Below are 14,994 nucleotides of genomic sequence, written 5' to 3'. Positions count from 1 at the left end.
CGCGCCTTCGGCTGCACCCCGCGGCAGATGCTGACCCGCGTGCAGCTGCCGCTGGCCACCTCGACCATCATGGCCGGCCTCAATCAGACCCTGATGCTGTCGCTGTCGATGGTGGTGATCGCCTCGATGATCTCGGTGGGCGGCCTGGGCCAGATGGTGCTGCGCGGCATCGGCCGCCTGGACATGGGCCTGGCCACCGTTGGCGGCGTCGGCCTGGTGCTGCTGGCGATCTTCCTCGACCGCCTGACCCAGGCCATGGGCGCGCGTACCAGCGCCGACCCGAGCCTGCGCTGGTACCACACCGGGCCCGTAGGCGTGGTAATGCGCCTGTGCGGCGCGGCGCAACCCCAAGGGCGGCGCAAGACCGCCTGAGCTTTACCCTGGATACATTCGATCTGCCGCACTTGAAGATAAAAATCAGAAAAAGGTAAGCGACGATGCACGAATCCAAGTTCTCCCGCAGCATTCTCAAATGCGCCACCGCGCTGACCCTGGTAGCCGCCGCGCTGTGTGCCCATGCCTCGGCCGACAAACCGGGAGAAGGGGTCAAGGTCACCCCGATCTTCCCCTCCATCGCTGAAGAGCGCTTCCGTGGCGAAGTGGCCATGGAGGGCCTGCGCGAACTGGGCTACAACGTGCAGGAGCCGAAAGAGACCGAGTACGGCGTGATGATGGTGGCGCTGGCCAACGGCGACGCCGACTTCACCGTGCACCTTTGGGAAAAACTGCATGACAAGTTCTACCAGCAGGCCGGCGGCGACGATGTGATGGTCAAGACCGGCAACATTCTGCCGGGCGTCGCCCAGGGCTACCTGATCGACAAGAAGACCGCCGACCAATACAACATCAAGTACATCACCGACCTGAAGAAACCCGAGATCGCCAAGCTGTTCGACACCGACGGCGACGGCAAGGCCGACATGACCGGTTGCAACCCGGGCTGGGGCTGCGAGCTGGTGATCGCCCACCACATGAAGGCCTACGACCTGGGCAAGACCGTCACCGTCAACCAGGGCTCGTACTTCGCGCTGATGGCCGACACCATCACCCGCTACAAGGAAGGCAAGCCGATCCTGTACTTCACCTGGGTGCCGCAGTGGATCGCCAGCGTGCTGGTCGAGGGCAAGGACGTGGTCTGGCTGGAAGTGCCGAAGACCGACCTGCCGGATGGCAACAATGACGTTGATACCATGTACCACGGCAAGAACCTCGGCTTTGCCATCGACAAGGTGGTGGCGGTATTGAACAAGGACTTCGCCAAGAAGAACCCGGCCGCAGAAAAGTTCCTGTCGCTGGTGCAGATCAGCACCGATGACGAGAGCAACCAGAACCTGAAGATGCAGAAGGGTGAGAAGAAGCCTACCGACATCACCCGTCATGCCAAGGAGTGGGTCGAAGCGCACCGTCAGCAGTTCGATCAGTGGTTGCAGGCCTCACGCGCTGCGGCTACCCAGGCCAGCAATTAATCCTGTTATAGCGGTGTCGTAGCATTCGCGGGCAAGCCCGCTCCCACAGGGATCGCGCCAGTTTCAGGCTTGCGCGGTCCTTGTGGGAGCGGGCTTGCCCGCGAAGAATCCACCGCGTTCTTCCCGCCGTTGAGTCACCGCCATGAGCCATTTCGAAAGCATCCTCAAGAACACCAACCTGGCCCACCTCGACCCCGCCGGCCGCACCACCCTGGGCCTGCCATGCCGGCGCGTGGCCTTTGTCCTGCGCGAGCACTTCTCGATGATGGCCTTTACCGCCGCCATGGACAGCCTGGTCACTGCCAACCTGATGAGTGCCACGCCGCTGTTCGACATCCAGGTAGTGGGCGAGGGTGCGCAGGTGATGAGTGACCTCGGCATCGCGCTGCCGGTCAATACCGCGCTTGCCGATCTTGATGTGCACGGGCTCGACAGCCTGCTGGTGTGCGGTGGTTTCCGCGTACGCCTGGAGGCGTCGGCGCTGCTGCGAAGCAAGTTGCGCCAGGCCGATCACCTGGGTTGCCAGCTCGGTGGGCTGTGGAATGGCGCCTACTTCCTGGCCGAAGCCGGGCTGCTCAACGACCACGACTGTGCCTTTCACCCGGACGGCCGGGCGATGATGAGTGAGCTGTTCCCCAAGGTGCGCGTCAGCCGCCAGGCCCATGTGCTCGACAGCCGGCGGATGAGTTGCGCCGGCGCGAGCAGTGCGTTGGACATGATGTTGGCGATGCTCGAATTCAAAGGCGGAGAGTCGCTGCGCCGGGCCGTGGAGCAGATGCTGGCGTGCGACCGCTCTCGGATGCTGGGCGACGTACCGTCGACCGCGCCAGAAGTCGACCCAAGCCTGCCACGGGGTGTGCGCCTGGCGCTGGAACTGATGCATGCCAATATCGAAGACCCGATCGGCATCGACGAGATCGCTGAACATGCCGGGTTGTCGCGGCGCCATCTGGAGCGCCTGTTCCGCCGCCATGTGCAGGCCACGCCGCCGCGTTATTACCTGGAATTGCGCCTGACCCATGCGCGACAGTTGCTGCAGCACACCAGCAAGTCGCTGACCGAGGTGGCGGTGGCCAGTGGGTTTGTGAGTTTTCCGCATTTCTACCGGCGCTTTCGCGAGTTGTTCGCCATTGCCCCACGCCAATTCCGGGCGCGTAGCCAAGGCTGGGCAGGGCGGCAGGAAGTCGCGGTTCACTGATCCTGAAATTAACGCTGCTTTTTGTGGGAGCGGCCTTGTGTCGCGAAAGGGCCGCAAAGCGGCCCCAGGATCTCACCGTCGCATCCGAAAACAAGGGGCTGCTTTGCAGCCCTTTCGCGACACAAGGCCGCTCCCACAGGGAATTGCGCGGTGTTCGATTATCGCTCAGTTCTGGTCGACCTACTGTCCGCTATTCGCCCAGCCAATCCGAACATCTCATTGCCCAACCCCCGCCTTTTTGCTTAGTGTGTCGCTTACGCGCCAGTGGTCAGCTGCCCCCGGAACCCTGACCCTGGCCCGATAGAATGACCGTGAACGACCGCAACCACAGCCCCCGGGCCAGTAGGAAGCGGCGCCCAGAACAATAACGATGCCGAGTGCCTAGCCTATGGAAAGCCGCCTGCTGAGCGAGCGCAGTAGCGTGTTCCATCACGCCGACCCCTATGCGGTGTCCGACTACGTCAACCAGCACGTCGGCCAGCACTGTATCGGCCTGTCGCGCACCACTCACCCCCAGGCCAGCCTCAGCCACCGCAAATTCGCCGAACTCGACCTGTGCCGCATCAGCTACGGCGGCAGCGTGCGGGTGACTTCGCCAGCGCTGGAAACCATCTATCACCTGCAAGTGCTGCTCAACGGCAACTGCCTGTGGCGCGGACACCAGCGTGAGCACCACCTGGTACCGGGCGAACTGCTGCTGATCAACCCGGACGACCCGGTCGACCTGACCTATTCCGAAGACTGCGAGAAATTCATCCTCAAAGTGCCGACCCGGCTGCTCGACACCATCTGCGACGAGCAGCGCTGGCAACGGCCGGACGGCGGCGTGCGCTTCCTGCGCAACCACTACCGGCTAGAGGAGCTGGATGGCTTCGTCAACCTGCTGGCCATGGTCTGCCACGAAGCCGAGGTCAGTGATTCGCTGCCGCGGGTGCAGGGGCACTACAGCCAGATTGTCGCCAGCAAGCTGATGACCCTGATGAGCACCAATATCCGCCGCGAAAGCCTGGGTACGCCGGGCGCGAGCCTGGAGCGGATCCTCGATTACATCGAGCGCAACCTCAAGCTGGAGCTGACCGCAGAGGCGTTGGCGGAGCAGGCCTGCATGAGCCTGCGTTCGCTGTATGCGCTGTTCGATCGGCAGCTGGGCACCACGCCCAAGCAGTACGTGCGCCAGCGCAAGCTGGAGCGGGTGCATGCGTGCCTGAGCGATGGCAGCTGCGCGGTGCGCAGCGTGACCGAGCTGGCCATGGATTATGGCTTCCTGCACCTCGGGCGGTTCTCCGAAGTGTATCGCCAGCGCTTTGGCGAGCTGCCTTCGGAAACCTTCAGGCAGCGCCAATGACGGGGCTTACAGGGGGTAGTGCTTGAGCTCACGCGCGATCAGCATGCGCTGGATCTCGCTCGACCCCTCGTAGATTTGCGTGATACGCGCATCGCGGTAGTAGCGCTCGACCGGGTAGTCCTCCAGGTAGCCATACCCGCCGTGTACCTGGATCGCCATCGAGCACACCCGCTCGGCCATTTCCGAAGCGAACAGCTTGGCCTGCGATGCCTCCGACAGGCACGGCTTGCCCGCCGTGCGCAGCCGCGCGGCATGCAGAATCAGCAACCGCGCAGCATTCACCTGCACCTGCATGTCGGCCAGCAGGTTGGCGATGCTCTGGTGCTCATTGATCGGCTTGCCGAACTGGATGCGGTCACGTGAATACACCAGCGCCGCCTCGAACGCGGCACGGGCGATGCCCAGTGCCTGGGCGGCGATGCCGATGCGCCCGCCTTCGAGGTTGGACAGGGCGATGGCCAGGCCCTTGCCGCGCTCGCCGAGGATGTTGGCCGCCGGGATGCGGCAGTTGTCGAAGGTCACGGCGCAGGTGTCGGAGGCGCGGATGCCCATCTTGTGTTCGCTGCGGTCAACCTTGAAGCCCGGGTTGTCGGTGGGCACCAGGAAGGCCGACAGGCCTTTCTTGCCCAGCTCCGGGTCGGTGACGGCGAAGACGATCGCCAGCCCGGCACGGCGGGCGTTGCTGACGAACTGTTTGGACCCATTGATGACCCATTCGCCATTGACCAGCTCGGCGCGGGTGCGCAGGTTGTGCGCTTCGGAGCCTGCCTGTGGTTCGGTCAGGCAGAAGCAGCCGATCACCTCGCCGGTGGCCAGGCGCGGCAACCAGGCCTGTTGCTGATCAGGCGTGCCGTAGGCGAGCAGGGGGCCGCAACCGACCGAGTTGTGGATGCTCATCATCGCGCCGGTGGCACCGCAGCCCGCGGCGATTTCCTCGACGGCCAGGGCATAGGCCACGTAATCGGTGTAGCTGCCGCCGAAGTCCTCGGGCACGACCATGCCGAGCAGGCCCAACTCGCCCATCTTGCGCACCACGCCATCGTCGATCCAGCCGGCCTTTTCCCAGGCCTGGGCATGGGGCGCGATCTCGCCACGGGCGAAGTCCCGGGCCATGTCGCGGATCATGATCTGTTCTTCGCTCAGTTCCAGGTCTTGCATCGGTGTACTCCCGGGCTCACAGGCCTTCGAAGAATTGGTCGACCCGCTGGCGCGACAGCCCGGCCAGGGTCGGCGGGTTCCAGCGTGGCTGTTTGTCCTTGTCGATGATCAGGGCGCGCACGCCCTCGATGATGTCGCCGTACTGGAACCACTGGCGGTCGATGTGCAGCTCCATGGCGAAGCAGTCTTCCAGCGCCAGGTGGCGACCGCGGCGCAGCATCTCCAGGGTAACCGCCATGGCCAGCGGCGAGCGGCTTTCCAGCTGTTCGGCGGTGGCCAACGCCCATTGGTGGCTGTCGCCGATGCTCACCGCACGCAGTTGCTCGATGATCGCGGCCAGGTCGGGTTGGGCGAAGAAGTGGTCGATGACCGGGCGCAGTTTTTCCAGTGGCGCATCGTCCAGCACCTGGCTGCCAAGCCTGGCCAGCAGGTTCTGCAGGTCCTTGAGCGGGTGGTCGCCGAAGCGCAGGGTGTTCAGGCCTTCATCCAGCGCGGCAAGCTTGTCGCTGGCCAGGTACCAGTCGGCCAGCCCGCAGTACAGGGCGTCGGCAGCCTGGATCTGGGCGCCACTGACGCCCAGGTAGGTGCCCAGTTCGCCCGGGATGCGCGAGAGGAAGTAGCTGCCGCCGACGTCCGGGAAGTAACCGATGCCAACCTCGGGCATGCCCAGGCGGCTGCGTTCGGTGACGATGCGCAGGTCGCAGCCCTGGGCCAGGCCCATGCCGCCACCGAGGGTGAAACCGTCCATCAACACCAGCACCGGCTTGCGGTAGCGGTGGATGGCCAGGTCCAGGGCGTATTCCTCGACGAAGAAGTCTTCGTGCAGGGTTTCGCCGGCCTTGTAGCTGTCGTGCAGCGAGCGGATATCGCCCCCGGCGCAGAAGCCCTTGGGGCCTTCGCCGCGCAGGACCACGGCCTGCACCTGTGGGTCTTCGGCCCATTGGTCGAAGTGCTGGCGCAGGCTGCGCACCATGTCCAGGGTCAGGGCATTGAGGCCGGCAGGGCGGTTGAGGGTGAGGTGGCCAATCTGGTTGCGGACCTCGGCCAGTACATGAGCCGTTGCCGAGGTATGAGCGTGCGCGGTCATCGCGTTCTCCCTGCTTTGTTATTGATTTTCCAAGTGAAGTCTGGAGTGCGCTGGAGGATCGCTGGATCCTGGCATGCGAATTTATCTTACGCAATGGACAAATCTGCAGGGGGATCGTGCGTTTATGCCTTGAGTTGTTCCTGGCTTGGGTTCTGCAGCGCCTGTGAGATCGAGCGCCGCCCGCGCGGCGCATCGCGGGCAAGCCCGCTCCCACATTTGTTTCGGACCAATCTCTCCTATGAAGCCAACAGGGACTGCCTTGTTTGTTCCCTTCGATATCGAGGTGGGCGCAACTGCTTTTCATCAATTTTCAGTCATGCACCAAGGCGGATCCTGTTGGCGGGACAGGAGTGACTGGCCCGAAACAAATGTGGGAGCGGGCTTGCCCGCGATGCGCCGCGCGGGCGGCGCTCGATCTGACAGGCGCTGAAAGGCTCCAGGCAAACAGCTCGAATGCTAATTCATTACCCTGACCGTAACGGTCAGCCCCCCAGCTTGATTGATCCCCCGACCAACCCCGCCCTAATGTGCCTCCACGACAGCGAACCCGTGGAGTCACCCAATGACCATAACGAAGAATCCACCGCCGCAATGGTCCAGGCGACGCGCCGAGAAGCAGCGCCGCCTGGACCGCGTCCGTCACCTGGCCGACGGTGTGGTACTGCCCACCGAGCGGATCGTCGAAGCCCTTGAACTGCTGATCGCCCCTGGCGACCGGGTGGTGCTCGAAGGCAACAACCAGAAGCAGGCCGACTTCCTTTCGCGCTCGCTGGCCAAGGCCGACCCTGAGCGCCTGCACGACCTGCACATGATCATGCCCAGCGTCAGCCGCGCCGAGCACCTGGACCTGTTCGAACGCGGTATCGCCCGCAAGCTCGACTTCTCCTTCGCCGGCCCGCAGAGCCTGCGTATCGGCCAACTCCTCGAAGACGGCCTGCTCGAAGTCGGCGCCATCCACACCTATATCGAGCTGTATTCGCGGCTGCTGGTCGACCTGATTCCCAATGTCACCCTGGTCGCCGGCTTCATGGCCGATCGCGACGGCAACCTGTACACCGGCCCCAGCACCGAAGACACCCCGGCGCTGGTCGAGCCTGCCGCCTTCAGCGACGGCCTGGTGATCGCCCAGGTCAACCAGCTGGTGGACCGTGTCGACGACCTGCCACGGGTGGACATTCCGGCGTCCTGGGTCGACTTCGTGGTGGTCGCCGACCAGCCGTTCTACATCGAGCCGCTGTTCACCCGCGACCCGCGCCATATCAAGCCGGTGCACGTGCTGATGGCGATGATGGCGATTCGCGGCATCTACGAGAAACACCAGGTGCAGTCGCTGAACCACGGTATTGGCTTCAACACCGCCGCCATCGAGCTGATCCTGCCCACCTACGGTGAGTCGCTGGGCCTCAAAGGCAAGATCTGCCGCAACTGGACGCTCAACCCGCACCCGACCCTGATCCCGGCCATCGAGACCGGCTGGGTCGAGAGCGTGCACTGCTTCGGTACCGAACTGGGCATGGAGGACTACATTGCCCAGCGCCCGGACGTGTTCTTCACTGGCCGCGATGGCTCGCTGCGTTCCAATCGCATGATGTGCCAGCTGGCCGGGCAGTACGCGGTCGACCTGTTCATCGGCGCGACCTTGCAGGTCGATGGCGACGGCCATTCCTCGACCGTCACCCGTGGCCGCCTGGCGGGCTTCGGCGGGGCGCCGAACATGGGCCATGACCCCCGCGGCCGGCGCCATGCAACCCCGGCCTGGCTCGACATGACCGTGCCCGAGACGATGCTTGAACGTGGCCGCAAGCTGGTGGTGCAGATGGTCGAGACCTACCAGGAAGGCGGCAAACCTACCTTCGTCGAAACCCTCGACGCCGTGGAGGTGGCGAAGAAGGCCGGCATGCCGCTGGCGCCGGTGATGATCTACGGCGACGACGTCACCCACCTGCTCACCGAGGAAGGCATCGCCTACCTGTACAAGGCGCGCAGCCTGGAGGAGCGCCAGCAGATGATCGCCGCCGTGGCCGGGGTCACCGCCATTGGCCTGCGCCACAACCCCAAGGACACCCTGCGCCTGCGCCAGCAAGGCCTGATCGCCTTGCCCGAGGACCTCGGCATCCGCCGCACCGACGCCAGCCGCGAGCTGCTCGCCGCGCGCAGCATCGCCGACCTGGTCGAATGGTCCGGCAGCCTCTACAACCCGCCCGCACGGTTCAGGAGCTGGTGATGACTGCGCACGACTTGAAACCGCATCAGCTTCTTCGCGAGCACGCTCGCTCCCACAGGGTTAGTAGTGAACTCCAGTTCGGCGCGGTCCCTGTGGGAGCGGGCGTGCCCGCGAAGAGGCCCGCACAACAAACCGATATTTCCCAGGCTGATTATCTGGCCGACCTGGCCGTCGAGGCCCTCATCGACGAAGCCGACCTGTCGCCCAAACCCGGCCTGGTCGACCGCCGCAGCAGTGGCGCCCACACCGACATGACCCTGGCCCTGATGCATGCCTCAGCCCTAGCCTTGTGGCCTTGCCTGCGACAGATGGCCGAAACCGCGCAGGCCCATGGCGAGATCAGCCAACCGCTGCGCGCCGAGCTGGGCCGCATCGGCCGTGAAGGCGAACAGGCCATGCTCGCCACTACGGGCGGCATCAACACCCATCGCGGCGCGATCTGGGCCCTTGGCCTGCTGGTGGCCGCGCAAGCGCTCGATACCAAGGCCGATCCCCAGGCGGTTGCCGCCCGTGCCGGCCGCATCGCCCTGATCGACGACCCAGCAGCCCCGATTCGGGAAAGCCATGGCACCCACGTCCGCCACCGCTACGGCGCCAGCGGTGCCCGCGAGCAGGCCCAGCAAGGTTTCCCCGCCGTGCTCGAACACGGCCTGCCACAACTGCGTCGCAGCCGCGCCGCCGGCGCCAGCGAAAGCCACGCCCGGCTGGATGCCTTGCTGGCGATCATGGCCGCGCTCAGCGACACCTGCGTGCTCTGGCGCGCCGGCCCGCAAGGCCTGCAAGCCCTGCAGGCGGGCGCCCGTGCGGTGCTGCTGGCGGGTGGCTGCGCCAGCCTCGATGGCCGCCGTCAACTGCGCCTGCTGGACGCACAACTGCTGCAACTGAATGCCTCACCGGGCGGCGCCGCCGATCTGTTGGCCGCCTGCCTGTTCCTCGACAAAGCCGGGAGCCTGTGAAATGGAAACCCTGAACTTTCAATTCCCCGCCGCCGAGCCTGGCCGTGGCCGCACCTTGGTCGGCTGTGTGAGTTCCGGCGACCTGGAAGTGCTGATCGAGCCTGGCAGTGCCGGGCGCCTGGAGATCCAGGTGGTCACCTCGGTCAACGGCAGCAGCGCACGCTGGGAGCAACTGTTCCAGCGCCTGTTCGACGGCCGCTCGCTGCCTGCCGTGAAGATCGACATCCACGACTTCGGCGCCACCCCTGGCGTTGTGCGCCTGCGCCTGGAGCAAGGCTTCGAGGAGATTGCCCATGACTGACACCGCCCGCCTGCTGCAAAGCCGCAGCTTCGTCGAACTCGGCGCCCGCCAGCGCGCCCGTGCCTTGCTCGATGCTGGCAGCTTCCGCGAATTGCTCGGCCCGTTCGACCGCCTGATGTCGCCATGGCTGCCACGCCAGGGCATCGTGCCCCAGGCCGACGACGGCGTGGTTATCGCCAAGGGCCTGCTCAATGGCCGTCATACCGTGCTCGCCGCCATCGAAGGCGCGTTCCAGGGCGGCAGCATGGGCGAGGTGGGCGGCGCCAAGATTGCCGGCGCCCTGGAACTGGCCATCGAGGACAACCGCAACGGCATCCCTACCTGCGCTGTGCTGCTGCTGGAAACTGGCGGTGTGCGCCTGCAAGAGGCCAACCTCGGCCTGGCGGCGATTGCCGAGATCCAGGCGGCGATCATCGAGCTGCGCGCCCATCAACCGGTGATTGGCCTGGTCGCAGGCTCGGTCGGCTGCTTCGGCGGCATGTCCATCGCGGCCGGGCTGTGCAGCCACTTGCTGGTCACCCGCGAAGCACGCCTGGGCCTCAACGGCCCGCAAGTGATCGAGCAAGAGGCCGGGATCGCCGAGTACGACGCCAAGGACCGCCCGTTCATCTGGAGCCTGACCGGTGGCGAACAACGCCACGCCAGCGGCCTGGTGGACGCTTATGTGGCGGACGACGTCGACAGCATTCGCCAGCAGCTGCTGCAACTGCTGGACACGCCATCAGCCAACCGCGCTGGTCGCCATGCCTGGTACCTGGAGCGCCTGGCCAGCCTGGGCGCCGATTGCCCGCAACTGGACGCCGCTGCCGTGCGTGCCCTCTACCAAGGAGATGCCCCATGAACCGTGCCTTGAATTGGCTGCCGGGCCTGGCCGGTGGTGAACCGCTGGCAGGCTATCCCGCCTCGTTGCGGGTGGTCGATGGCGAACTGGACAACCGCCTGGCGCGCTTCATTGCCGTGGTGCCGGACCCGCACAACCCGTTCCCACGGGCGCGAGAGGGCGAAGTTGGCCTGCTGGAAGGCTGGGGCCTGGCCAAGGCCGTGAGCGATGCGGTCGAGCTGGACCGCAGCGGCGAGAAGCGCGCCATTGTTGCCGTCATCGATGTGCCAAGCCAGGCCTATGGCCGCCGGGAAGAAGCCCTCGGTATCCACCAGGCACTGGCCGGCGCCGTGCAGGCCTATGCTCAAGCACGCCTGGCGGGGCACCCGGTGATTGGCCTGCTGGTCGGCAAGGCCATGTCGGGTGCGTTCCTGGCCCACGGCTACCAGGCGCAACGGTTGATCGCCCTGGATGACAGCGGGGTGATGGTGCATGCCATGGGCAAGGCGGCGGCAGCGCGGATTACCCTGCGCAGTGTCGAACAGCTGGAGGCACTCGCCGCCGAGGTGCCGCCGATGGCCTATGACCTCGCCAGTTACGCCTCGCTGGGTTTGCTGTGGCGGCGTCTTGAGGTAGAGAGCGCCGAGGCGCCAAGTGCCACCGACATTGCGCAAGTACGTGCCTGCCTGGCCGAGGCCGTGCGCGATATCGGCAACTCGACTGACCTGACATCGCGGTTGAACGGTGAAAACCGCAGTGCCTCCCGTGACGTGCGCGCACGCCTGCGCAGCCAGTGGCAGGAGGCCTGAGATGAACCTGCCGCAGCCACATGACCTGCTCTGGGGCATGCCCCTGGCCGAGCTGCCTGCCGATGCGCCTGCCTGGGCCATACAGGCATTGGCTGCCGGGCAGCCGGTGGTGGTGCGGCGTGCCGCCTGTGCCAGCGGCTGGGTGGCGGTGGGCGTGCGCGGGCAGGGGCGTGAGCAGCGCCTGGGTGTGCAGATGCGCGTGCGCGATATCCAGCGACAGCTAAGCCCCGAGGCATTGCGCGGGGCGGGGCAGAGCCCCTGGCCAGCCTTGCGGGCGCTGGGCTCGGTGGCACCCGTGCTCGATGCCAGCGGGCTGGCCTGGGGGCCGACCGGAGGTGTGGGGTACCAGTTGGCCACCGGCTGCAACGTCGTGCATGGCGCCAGCGACCTCGATCTGCTGGTGCGCACGCCGCAGTTCATGACCCGCACGAAGGCACGCGAGCTGCTGGACATTCTCGATTGCGGCCCGTGCCGCATCGATGTGCAGCTGGAGACGCCGGCGGGTGCCGTGGCCCTGCGCGAGTGGGCGGGTGTCGCCCGCCGGGTACTGCTCAAGTCAGCCCAAGGCGCACGCCTTGTCGCCGACCCATGGAATGCGCTGGAGTGTGCAGCGTGAGCAGCCTGTTCGCTTTCCCTGGCCAGGGCGCGCAACAGGCAGGCATGCTGCAGCGCCTGCCTGAGGGCGCCACGCTGCTACTGGAAGAGGCTAGTGATGCACTGGGTGAACAGGTTGCTGCGCTCGACAGCAATCAGGCCTTGCAGTCGACCCGTGCCGTGCAGCTGTGCCTGCTGCTGGCCGGGGTGGCCTGGTCGCGCTGGCTGCTGCAGCGCAGCCCGGCGCCGGACTATGTGGCCGGCCTGTCCATCGGTGCTTATCCCGCCGCCGTGACGGCCGGGGCACTGGCGTTCGGCGATGCGGTGCGCCTGGTGGCCTTGCGTGGCGAGCTGATGCAGCGGGCCTACCCACAGGGCTACGGCATGACCGCCCTCAGCGGCCTCGACCTGGGCAGTGTCGAACGTTTGCTGGTTGAGGTGGGCGGCGAGGTGTACCTGGCCAACCTCAACAGCGACAACCAGATCGTCATCGCCGGCAGCGACACGGCCATGGCCGAGGTCGCCGCCAGGGCGCGTGGCCGCGGCCAGGGCGTGGCCACGCGCCTGGCGGTGAGCGTGCCGTCCCACTGCGCATTGCTCGACGGCCCGGCCGCCGAGCTGGCGGTTGCGTTCGCCAGCGTCGAACTCCATCGCCCGCGCATCACCTACCTGAGTGGCAGCAGTGCGCGGCCGATCTTCGATCCACAGCGCCTGCGCGATGACTTGGCCGGCAACATGGCCCGGCTGGTCGACTGGCGTGCTACGTTGCGCAACGCCTATGAACGCGGCGTGCGTTTGCATGTGGAAATGCCGCCGGGCAGCGTACTCAGCGGCCTGGCTCGCCCGGTGTTCGAACAGGGCCGGGTGGTTGCCCTCGAAGCCACCCGCTGGGATACCGTCGATGCGCTGTTGCGCCAGGAGGTGAATCAACACTGACACGCGCCGTGTTTTTCGAAGGACAACAACAAGCAACTTCGACCCAACGCGAGGACAACAATAATGATTATCTACGGTGTGGCCTTCCTGGCCATGTGCACCCTTTTGGGCCTGTTTATCGGTGAGCTGCTGGGCAAGCTTCTGGGCGTGCCTGCCAACGTCGGTGGAGTGGGCATTGCCATGCTGCTGCTGATCTTCATCGGCAGTTACCTCAACAAGCGCGGCCTGATCACGGCCAAGTCCGAACAGGGCGTGGAGTTCTGGAGCGCCATCTACATCCCCATCGTGGTGGCCATGGCCGCACAGCAGAACGTATTTGGCGCGCTGTCCGGCGGGCCTATGGCCATTCTTGCCGGCACTGTTGCGGTGGTGGCCAGTTTCGCCATGGTGCCGCTGCTGGACCGCTTGGGCCAAAAAAAGCCTGAGCCGGTTGCCGACAAACCTCTGACCACGCCACAGCGGTGATCGCCATGTACGAATCCATGATGAAAGTAATCGGTGGTTATGGGCTGGTGAGTGGCTTTGCCGTCATCGGTGTGACCATGTGGCTCTCTTACTGGCTGTCCGCCAGGCTGACCCGCGGCCGCCTGCACGGCTCGGCCATCGCGATCTTCCTGGGCCTGGTCCTGAGTTATTTCGGCGGGGCGCTCACAGGCGGGCAGAAAGGGCTGGTGGATATTCCGCTGCTGTCCGGTATCGGCCTGTTGGGTGGCGCGATGTTGCGCGACTTCGCCATTGTCGCCACGGCTTTCGGGGTGAACATCGATGAGCTCAAGCGTGCCGGTGTCTCGGGCGTCGTTTCATTGTTCTTTGGCATTGGGGTGTCGTTTGTCGCGGGCGTCGGTGTGGCCATGGCATTCGGTTACACCGATGCGGTCAGCCTGACCACGATCGGTGCCGGTGCCGTGACCTACATCGTTGGCCCGGTGACCGGTGCTGCCATCGGCGCCAGCTCCGAAGTGATGGCGCTGTCGATTGCCGCCGGGCTGGTCAAAGCGATCCTGGTGATGGTGGTCACACCGTTCGTGGCGCCGATGATCGGCCTGAACAACCCCCGCACCGCCGTGATTTTTGGCGGTTTGATGGGCACCTCCAGTGGTGTGGCCGGTGGGCTAGCGGCCACCGACCCGAAACTGGTGCCTTATGGTTGCCTGACGGCGGCGTTCTACACGGCTCTGGGCTGCCTGCTTGGGCCTTCGCTGCTGTTCTTCATCATGCGCGCGGTTGCGGCATGAGGCTCATTGCCCTGATTTCATCATGCCCAGTTCGGCATCATCGAGCAGCGCCTTGGCCAGGGCGCTGAGATAGTGCGAGGCCCAGAGCAGCTGGGGTTTGTCTTCCATCAGCCCGTCGATGGTCAGGTCGCGGACGTAGCCCATCAGCTCTGAGGCCTGTTCGCGGGCGCTTTGGCAAGGGATGCCGGGTTCGATGCGGAAGAGGGGATGGGTCTGGTTTTCACCTTGGAAGAAGGTGGTTTTGCCGACTGTGAATTGGGTTTCTTCGGTGGTCATGGCTTGATCTCCCTGAAGTTGTAATTGCCTGGGCTGACCCTGTCGCTGACAACCCTGCGAAAGCGTCAGACCAGGCAGAATCATGATGCGAATTAATGCAGCGTCTGCGGATCGGCTGGTTTCTGGATTTGAACCAGCGCCGATTCGAGCAACTTGCGCAGTGTTTCGAGTTCGTGCATTGACGTCATGATCAACAATGACACGGGTGATTTCGGCTGCATCAACATCGCCTGCTGGGCAACGACTTCCGCGCAAAGTGCGTAGTCAGCCGCCATCATCAGCGTGTCTTCGAGGGAGTGGAGATTGTGGGGAGGGTCTGGAACTACTTTCAGCATGCTTACGCTCCAACAATGGTTGAGCTGCGATCCGCCTCGCTGTCAAACGGGAAGGTGGCAGCTGTACGCGGGTTGACAGACCGAGATTGTTGGCACTCGGCGCACAGTAATGTGCCCGCACGTACAGCCGCCATAAGCGTGTGCACACGGACAACAATCGACGGTCTGTCAAAACCGATCGCTGAATTGGCAGCGACCGGCCGAGACTAGGATCCACATTGACCATGTGCAACGAAAAATGGGCGTCGGCAGTA

At 65.0% G+C, this 14,994-nt stretch carries 17 protein-coding genes; 13 read left to right on the top strand and 4 right to left on the bottom strand.

The genetic code is table 11. The features are described from left to right. The 4 genes from N430_RS22545 to N430_RS22530 form a co-directional block, all read left to right on the top strand. Nucleotides 1-372, top strand: a 372-nt coding sequence (locus tag N430_RS22545; protein WP_116583658.1) for an ABC transporter permease subunit, incomplete at its 5' end; no start/stop codon positions are given. 65 nt (nucleotides 373-437) lie between these two features. Further along, complete coding sequence (proX, locus tag N430_RS22540) at nucleotides 438-1,466, top strand: glycine betaine/L-proline ABC transporter substrate-binding protein ProX (protein ID WP_110638635.1); 1,029 nt, start codon at nucleotides 438-440, stop codon at nucleotides 1,464-1,466. Between the two features lie 142 nt (nucleotides 1,467-1,608). After that, nucleotides 1,609-2,664, top strand: coding sequence for a GlxA family transcriptional regulator (locus N430_RS22535; RefSeq protein ID WP_110638634.1), 1,056 nt, complete (start codon nucleotides 1,609-1,611; stop codon nucleotides 2,662-2,664). Nucleotides 2,665-3,052: 388 nt separating this feature from the next. Further along, nucleotides 3,053-4,009 (top strand): AraC family transcriptional regulator, encoded by a 957-nt coding sequence (locus N430_RS22530; protein ID WP_110638633.1) that lies wholly within the window; start codon nucleotides 3,053-3,055, stop codon nucleotides 4,007-4,009. Nucleotides 4,010-4,015: 6 nt separating this feature from the next. Here N430_RS22530 and N430_RS22525 read toward each other — a convergent pair whose 3' ends face one another. Continuing rightward, nucleotides 4,016-5,167, bottom strand: coding sequence for an acyl-CoA dehydrogenase family protein (locus N430_RS22525; protein ID WP_110638632.1), 1,152 nt, complete (start codon nucleotides 5,165-5,167; stop codon nucleotides 4,016-4,018). 16 nt (nucleotides 5,168-5,183) lie between these two features. Then, nucleotides 5,184-6,254: an enoyl-CoA hydratase/isomerase family protein gene (locus tag N430_RS22520; protein ID WP_110638631.1), complete on the bottom strand. Its 1,071-nt coding sequence runs from the start codon at nucleotides 6,252-6,254 to the stop codon at nucleotides 5,184-5,186. Between the two features lie 562 nt (nucleotides 6,255-6,816). Between N430_RS22520 and mdcA the strand changes: the two genes are divergently transcribed. The 9 genes from mdcA (at nucleotide 6,817) to madM (ending at nucleotide 14,129) form a co-directional block, all read left to right on the top strand. Then, the gene (gene mdcA / locus N430_RS22505; RefSeq protein WP_110638630.1) at nucleotides 6,817-8,478 is read left to right on the top strand and encodes a malonate decarboxylase subunit alpha; all 1,662 of its coding nucleotides are present in this window, start codon (nucleotides 6,817-6,819) and stop codon (nucleotides 8,476-8,478) included. Further along, entirely contained in the window at nucleotides 8,478-9,434 is a 957-nt protein-coding gene (locus N430_RS22500; RefSeq protein WP_110638629.1) for a triphosphoribosyl-dephospho-CoA synthase, read from the top strand. The genes mdcA and N430_RS22500 overlap by 1 nt, the downstream gene beginning before the upstream one ends. A gap of 1 nt (nucleotide 9,435) precedes the next feature. After that, nucleotides 9,436-9,735 carry a malonate decarboxylase subunit delta gene (locus N430_RS22495; RefSeq protein ID WP_110638628.1) on the top strand — a complete coding sequence of 100 codons (300 nt, stop codon included), beginning with the start codon at nucleotides 9,436-9,438 and terminating at the stop codon, nucleotides 9,733-9,735. Continuing rightward, nucleotides 9,728-10,576 (top strand): biotin-independent malonate decarboxylase subunit beta, encoded by an 849-nt coding sequence (locus N430_RS22490; RefSeq protein ID WP_110638627.1) that lies wholly within the window; start codon nucleotides 9,728-9,730, stop codon nucleotides 10,574-10,576. The genes N430_RS22495 and N430_RS22490 overlap by 8 nt, the downstream gene beginning before the upstream one ends. Then, nucleotides 10,573-11,364 carry a biotin-independent malonate decarboxylase subunit gamma gene (mdcE, locus tag N430_RS22485; protein ID WP_110638626.1) on the top strand — a complete coding sequence of 264 codons (792 nt, stop codon included), beginning with the start codon at nucleotides 10,573-10,575 and terminating at the stop codon, nucleotides 11,362-11,364. Before N430_RS22490 ends, mdcE begins: the two co-directional genes overlap by 4 nt. A 1-nt stretch (nucleotide 11,365) precedes the next feature. Beyond that, the gene (locus tag N430_RS22480; protein ID WP_110638625.1) at nucleotides 11,366-11,980 is read left to right on the top strand and encodes a malonate decarboxylase holo-ACP synthase; all 615 of its coding nucleotides are present in this window, start codon (nucleotides 11,366-11,368) and stop codon (nucleotides 11,978-11,980) included. Beyond that, nucleotides 11,977-12,894 (top strand): malonate decarboxylase subunit epsilon, encoded by a 918-nt coding sequence (gene mdcH / locus N430_RS22475; protein WP_110638624.1) that lies wholly within the window; start codon nucleotides 11,977-11,979, stop codon nucleotides 12,892-12,894. Before N430_RS22480 ends, mdcH begins: the two co-directional genes overlap by 4 nt. A gap of 63 nt (nucleotides 12,895-12,957) precedes the next feature. Next, a complete protein-coding gene (gene madL, locus N430_RS22470) occupies nucleotides 12,958-13,359 on the top strand; it encodes a malonate transporter subunit MadL (protein WP_110638623.1) in 402 nt (133 codons plus the stop codon). Nucleotides 13,360-13,364: 5 nt separating this feature from the next. Continuing rightward, nucleotides 13,365-14,129: a malonate transporter subunit MadM gene (gene madM, locus N430_RS22465; protein ID WP_110638622.1), complete on the top strand. Its 765-nt coding sequence runs from the start codon at nucleotides 13,365-13,367 to the stop codon at nucleotides 14,127-14,129. Between the two features lie 3 nt (nucleotides 14,130-14,132). Here the strand turns inward: madM and N430_RS22460 are convergent, their stop codons facing one another. Next, a complete protein-coding gene (locus N430_RS22460) occupies nucleotides 14,133-14,405 on the bottom strand; it encodes a DUF3077 domain-containing protein (protein WP_110638621.1) in 273 nt (90 codons plus the stop codon). A gap of 92 nt (nucleotides 14,406-14,497) precedes the next feature. Then, nucleotides 14,498-14,740, bottom strand: a complete 243-nt coding sequence (locus N430_RS22455) for a hypothetical protein (RefSeq protein ID WP_110638620.1) — start codon at nucleotides 14,738-14,740, stop codon at nucleotides 14,498-14,500. Between the last annotated feature and the right edge of the window lie 254 nt (nucleotides 14,741-14,994).

Source organism: Pseudomonas sp. CC120222-01a, from assembly GCF_003097235.1.
Taxonomy (GTDB): Bacteria; Pseudomonadota; Gammaproteobacteria; order Pseudomonadales; family Pseudomonadaceae; genus Aquipseudomonas.
The sequence above is the reverse complement of the archived record's forward strand: the minus strand, read 5'-3'. Positions and strand labels throughout refer to the sequence as shown.

What these genes read in the sequence shown, in the direction of transcription:
- madL (WP_110638623.1), top strand. Translation starts at nt 12,958, where the DNA reads ATGATTATCTACGGTGTGGCCTTCCTGGCCATGTGCACCCTTTTGGGC.
- N430_RS22490 (WP_110638627.1), top strand. Translation starts at nt 9,728, where the DNA reads ATGACTGACACCGCCCGCCTGCTGCAAAGCCGCAGCTTCGTCGAACTC.
- N430_RS22535 (WP_110638634.1), top strand. Translation starts at nt 1,609, where the DNA reads ATGAGCCATTTCGAAAGCATCCTCAAGAACACCAACCTGGCCCACCTC.
- mdcA (WP_110638630.1), top strand. Translation starts at nt 6,817, where the DNA reads ATGACCATAACGAAGAATCCACCGCCGCAATGGTCCAGGCGACGCGCC.
- N430_RS22525 (WP_110638632.1), bottom strand. Translation starts at nt 5,167, where the DNA reads ATGCAAGACCTGGAACTGAGCGAAGAACAGATCATGATCCGCGACATG.
- N430_RS22495 (WP_110638628.1), top strand. Translation starts at nt 9,436, where the DNA reads ATGGAAACCCTGAACTTTCAATTCCCCGCCGCCGAGCCTGGCCGTGGC.
- N430_RS22480 (WP_110638625.1), top strand. Translation starts at nt 11,366, where the DNA reads ATGAACCTGCCGCAGCCACATGACCTGCTCTGGGGCATGCCCCTGGCC.
- mdcE (WP_110638626.1), top strand. Translation starts at nt 10,573, where the DNA reads ATGAACCGTGCCTTGAATTGGCTGCCGGGCCTGGCCGGTGGTGAACCG.
- N430_RS22455 (WP_110638620.1), bottom strand. Translation starts at nt 14,740, where the DNA reads ATGCTGAAAGTAGTTCCAGACCCTCCCCACAATCTCCACTCCCTCGAA.
- N430_RS22460 (WP_110638621.1), bottom strand. Translation starts at nt 14,405, where the DNA reads ATGACCACCGAAGAAACCCAATTCACAGTCGGCAAAACCACCTTCTTC.
- N430_RS22520 (WP_110638631.1), bottom strand. Translation starts at nt 6,254, where the DNA reads ATGACCGCGCACGCTCATACCTCGGCAACGGCTCATGTACTGGCCGAG.
- N430_RS22500 (WP_110638629.1), top strand. Translation starts at nt 8,478, where the DNA reads ATGACTGCGCACGACTTGAAACCGCATCAGCTTCTTCGCGAGCACGCT.
- madM (WP_110638622.1), top strand. Translation starts at nt 13,365, where the DNA reads ATGTACGAATCCATGATGAAAGTAATCGGTGGTTATGGGCTGGTGAGT.
- proX (WP_110638635.1), top strand. Translation starts at nt 438, where the DNA reads ATGCACGAATCCAAGTTCTCCCGCAGCATTCTCAAATGCGCCACCGCG.
- N430_RS22530 (WP_110638633.1), top strand. Translation starts at nt 3,053, where the DNA reads ATGGAAAGCCGCCTGCTGAGCGAGCGCAGTAGCGTGTTCCATCACGCC.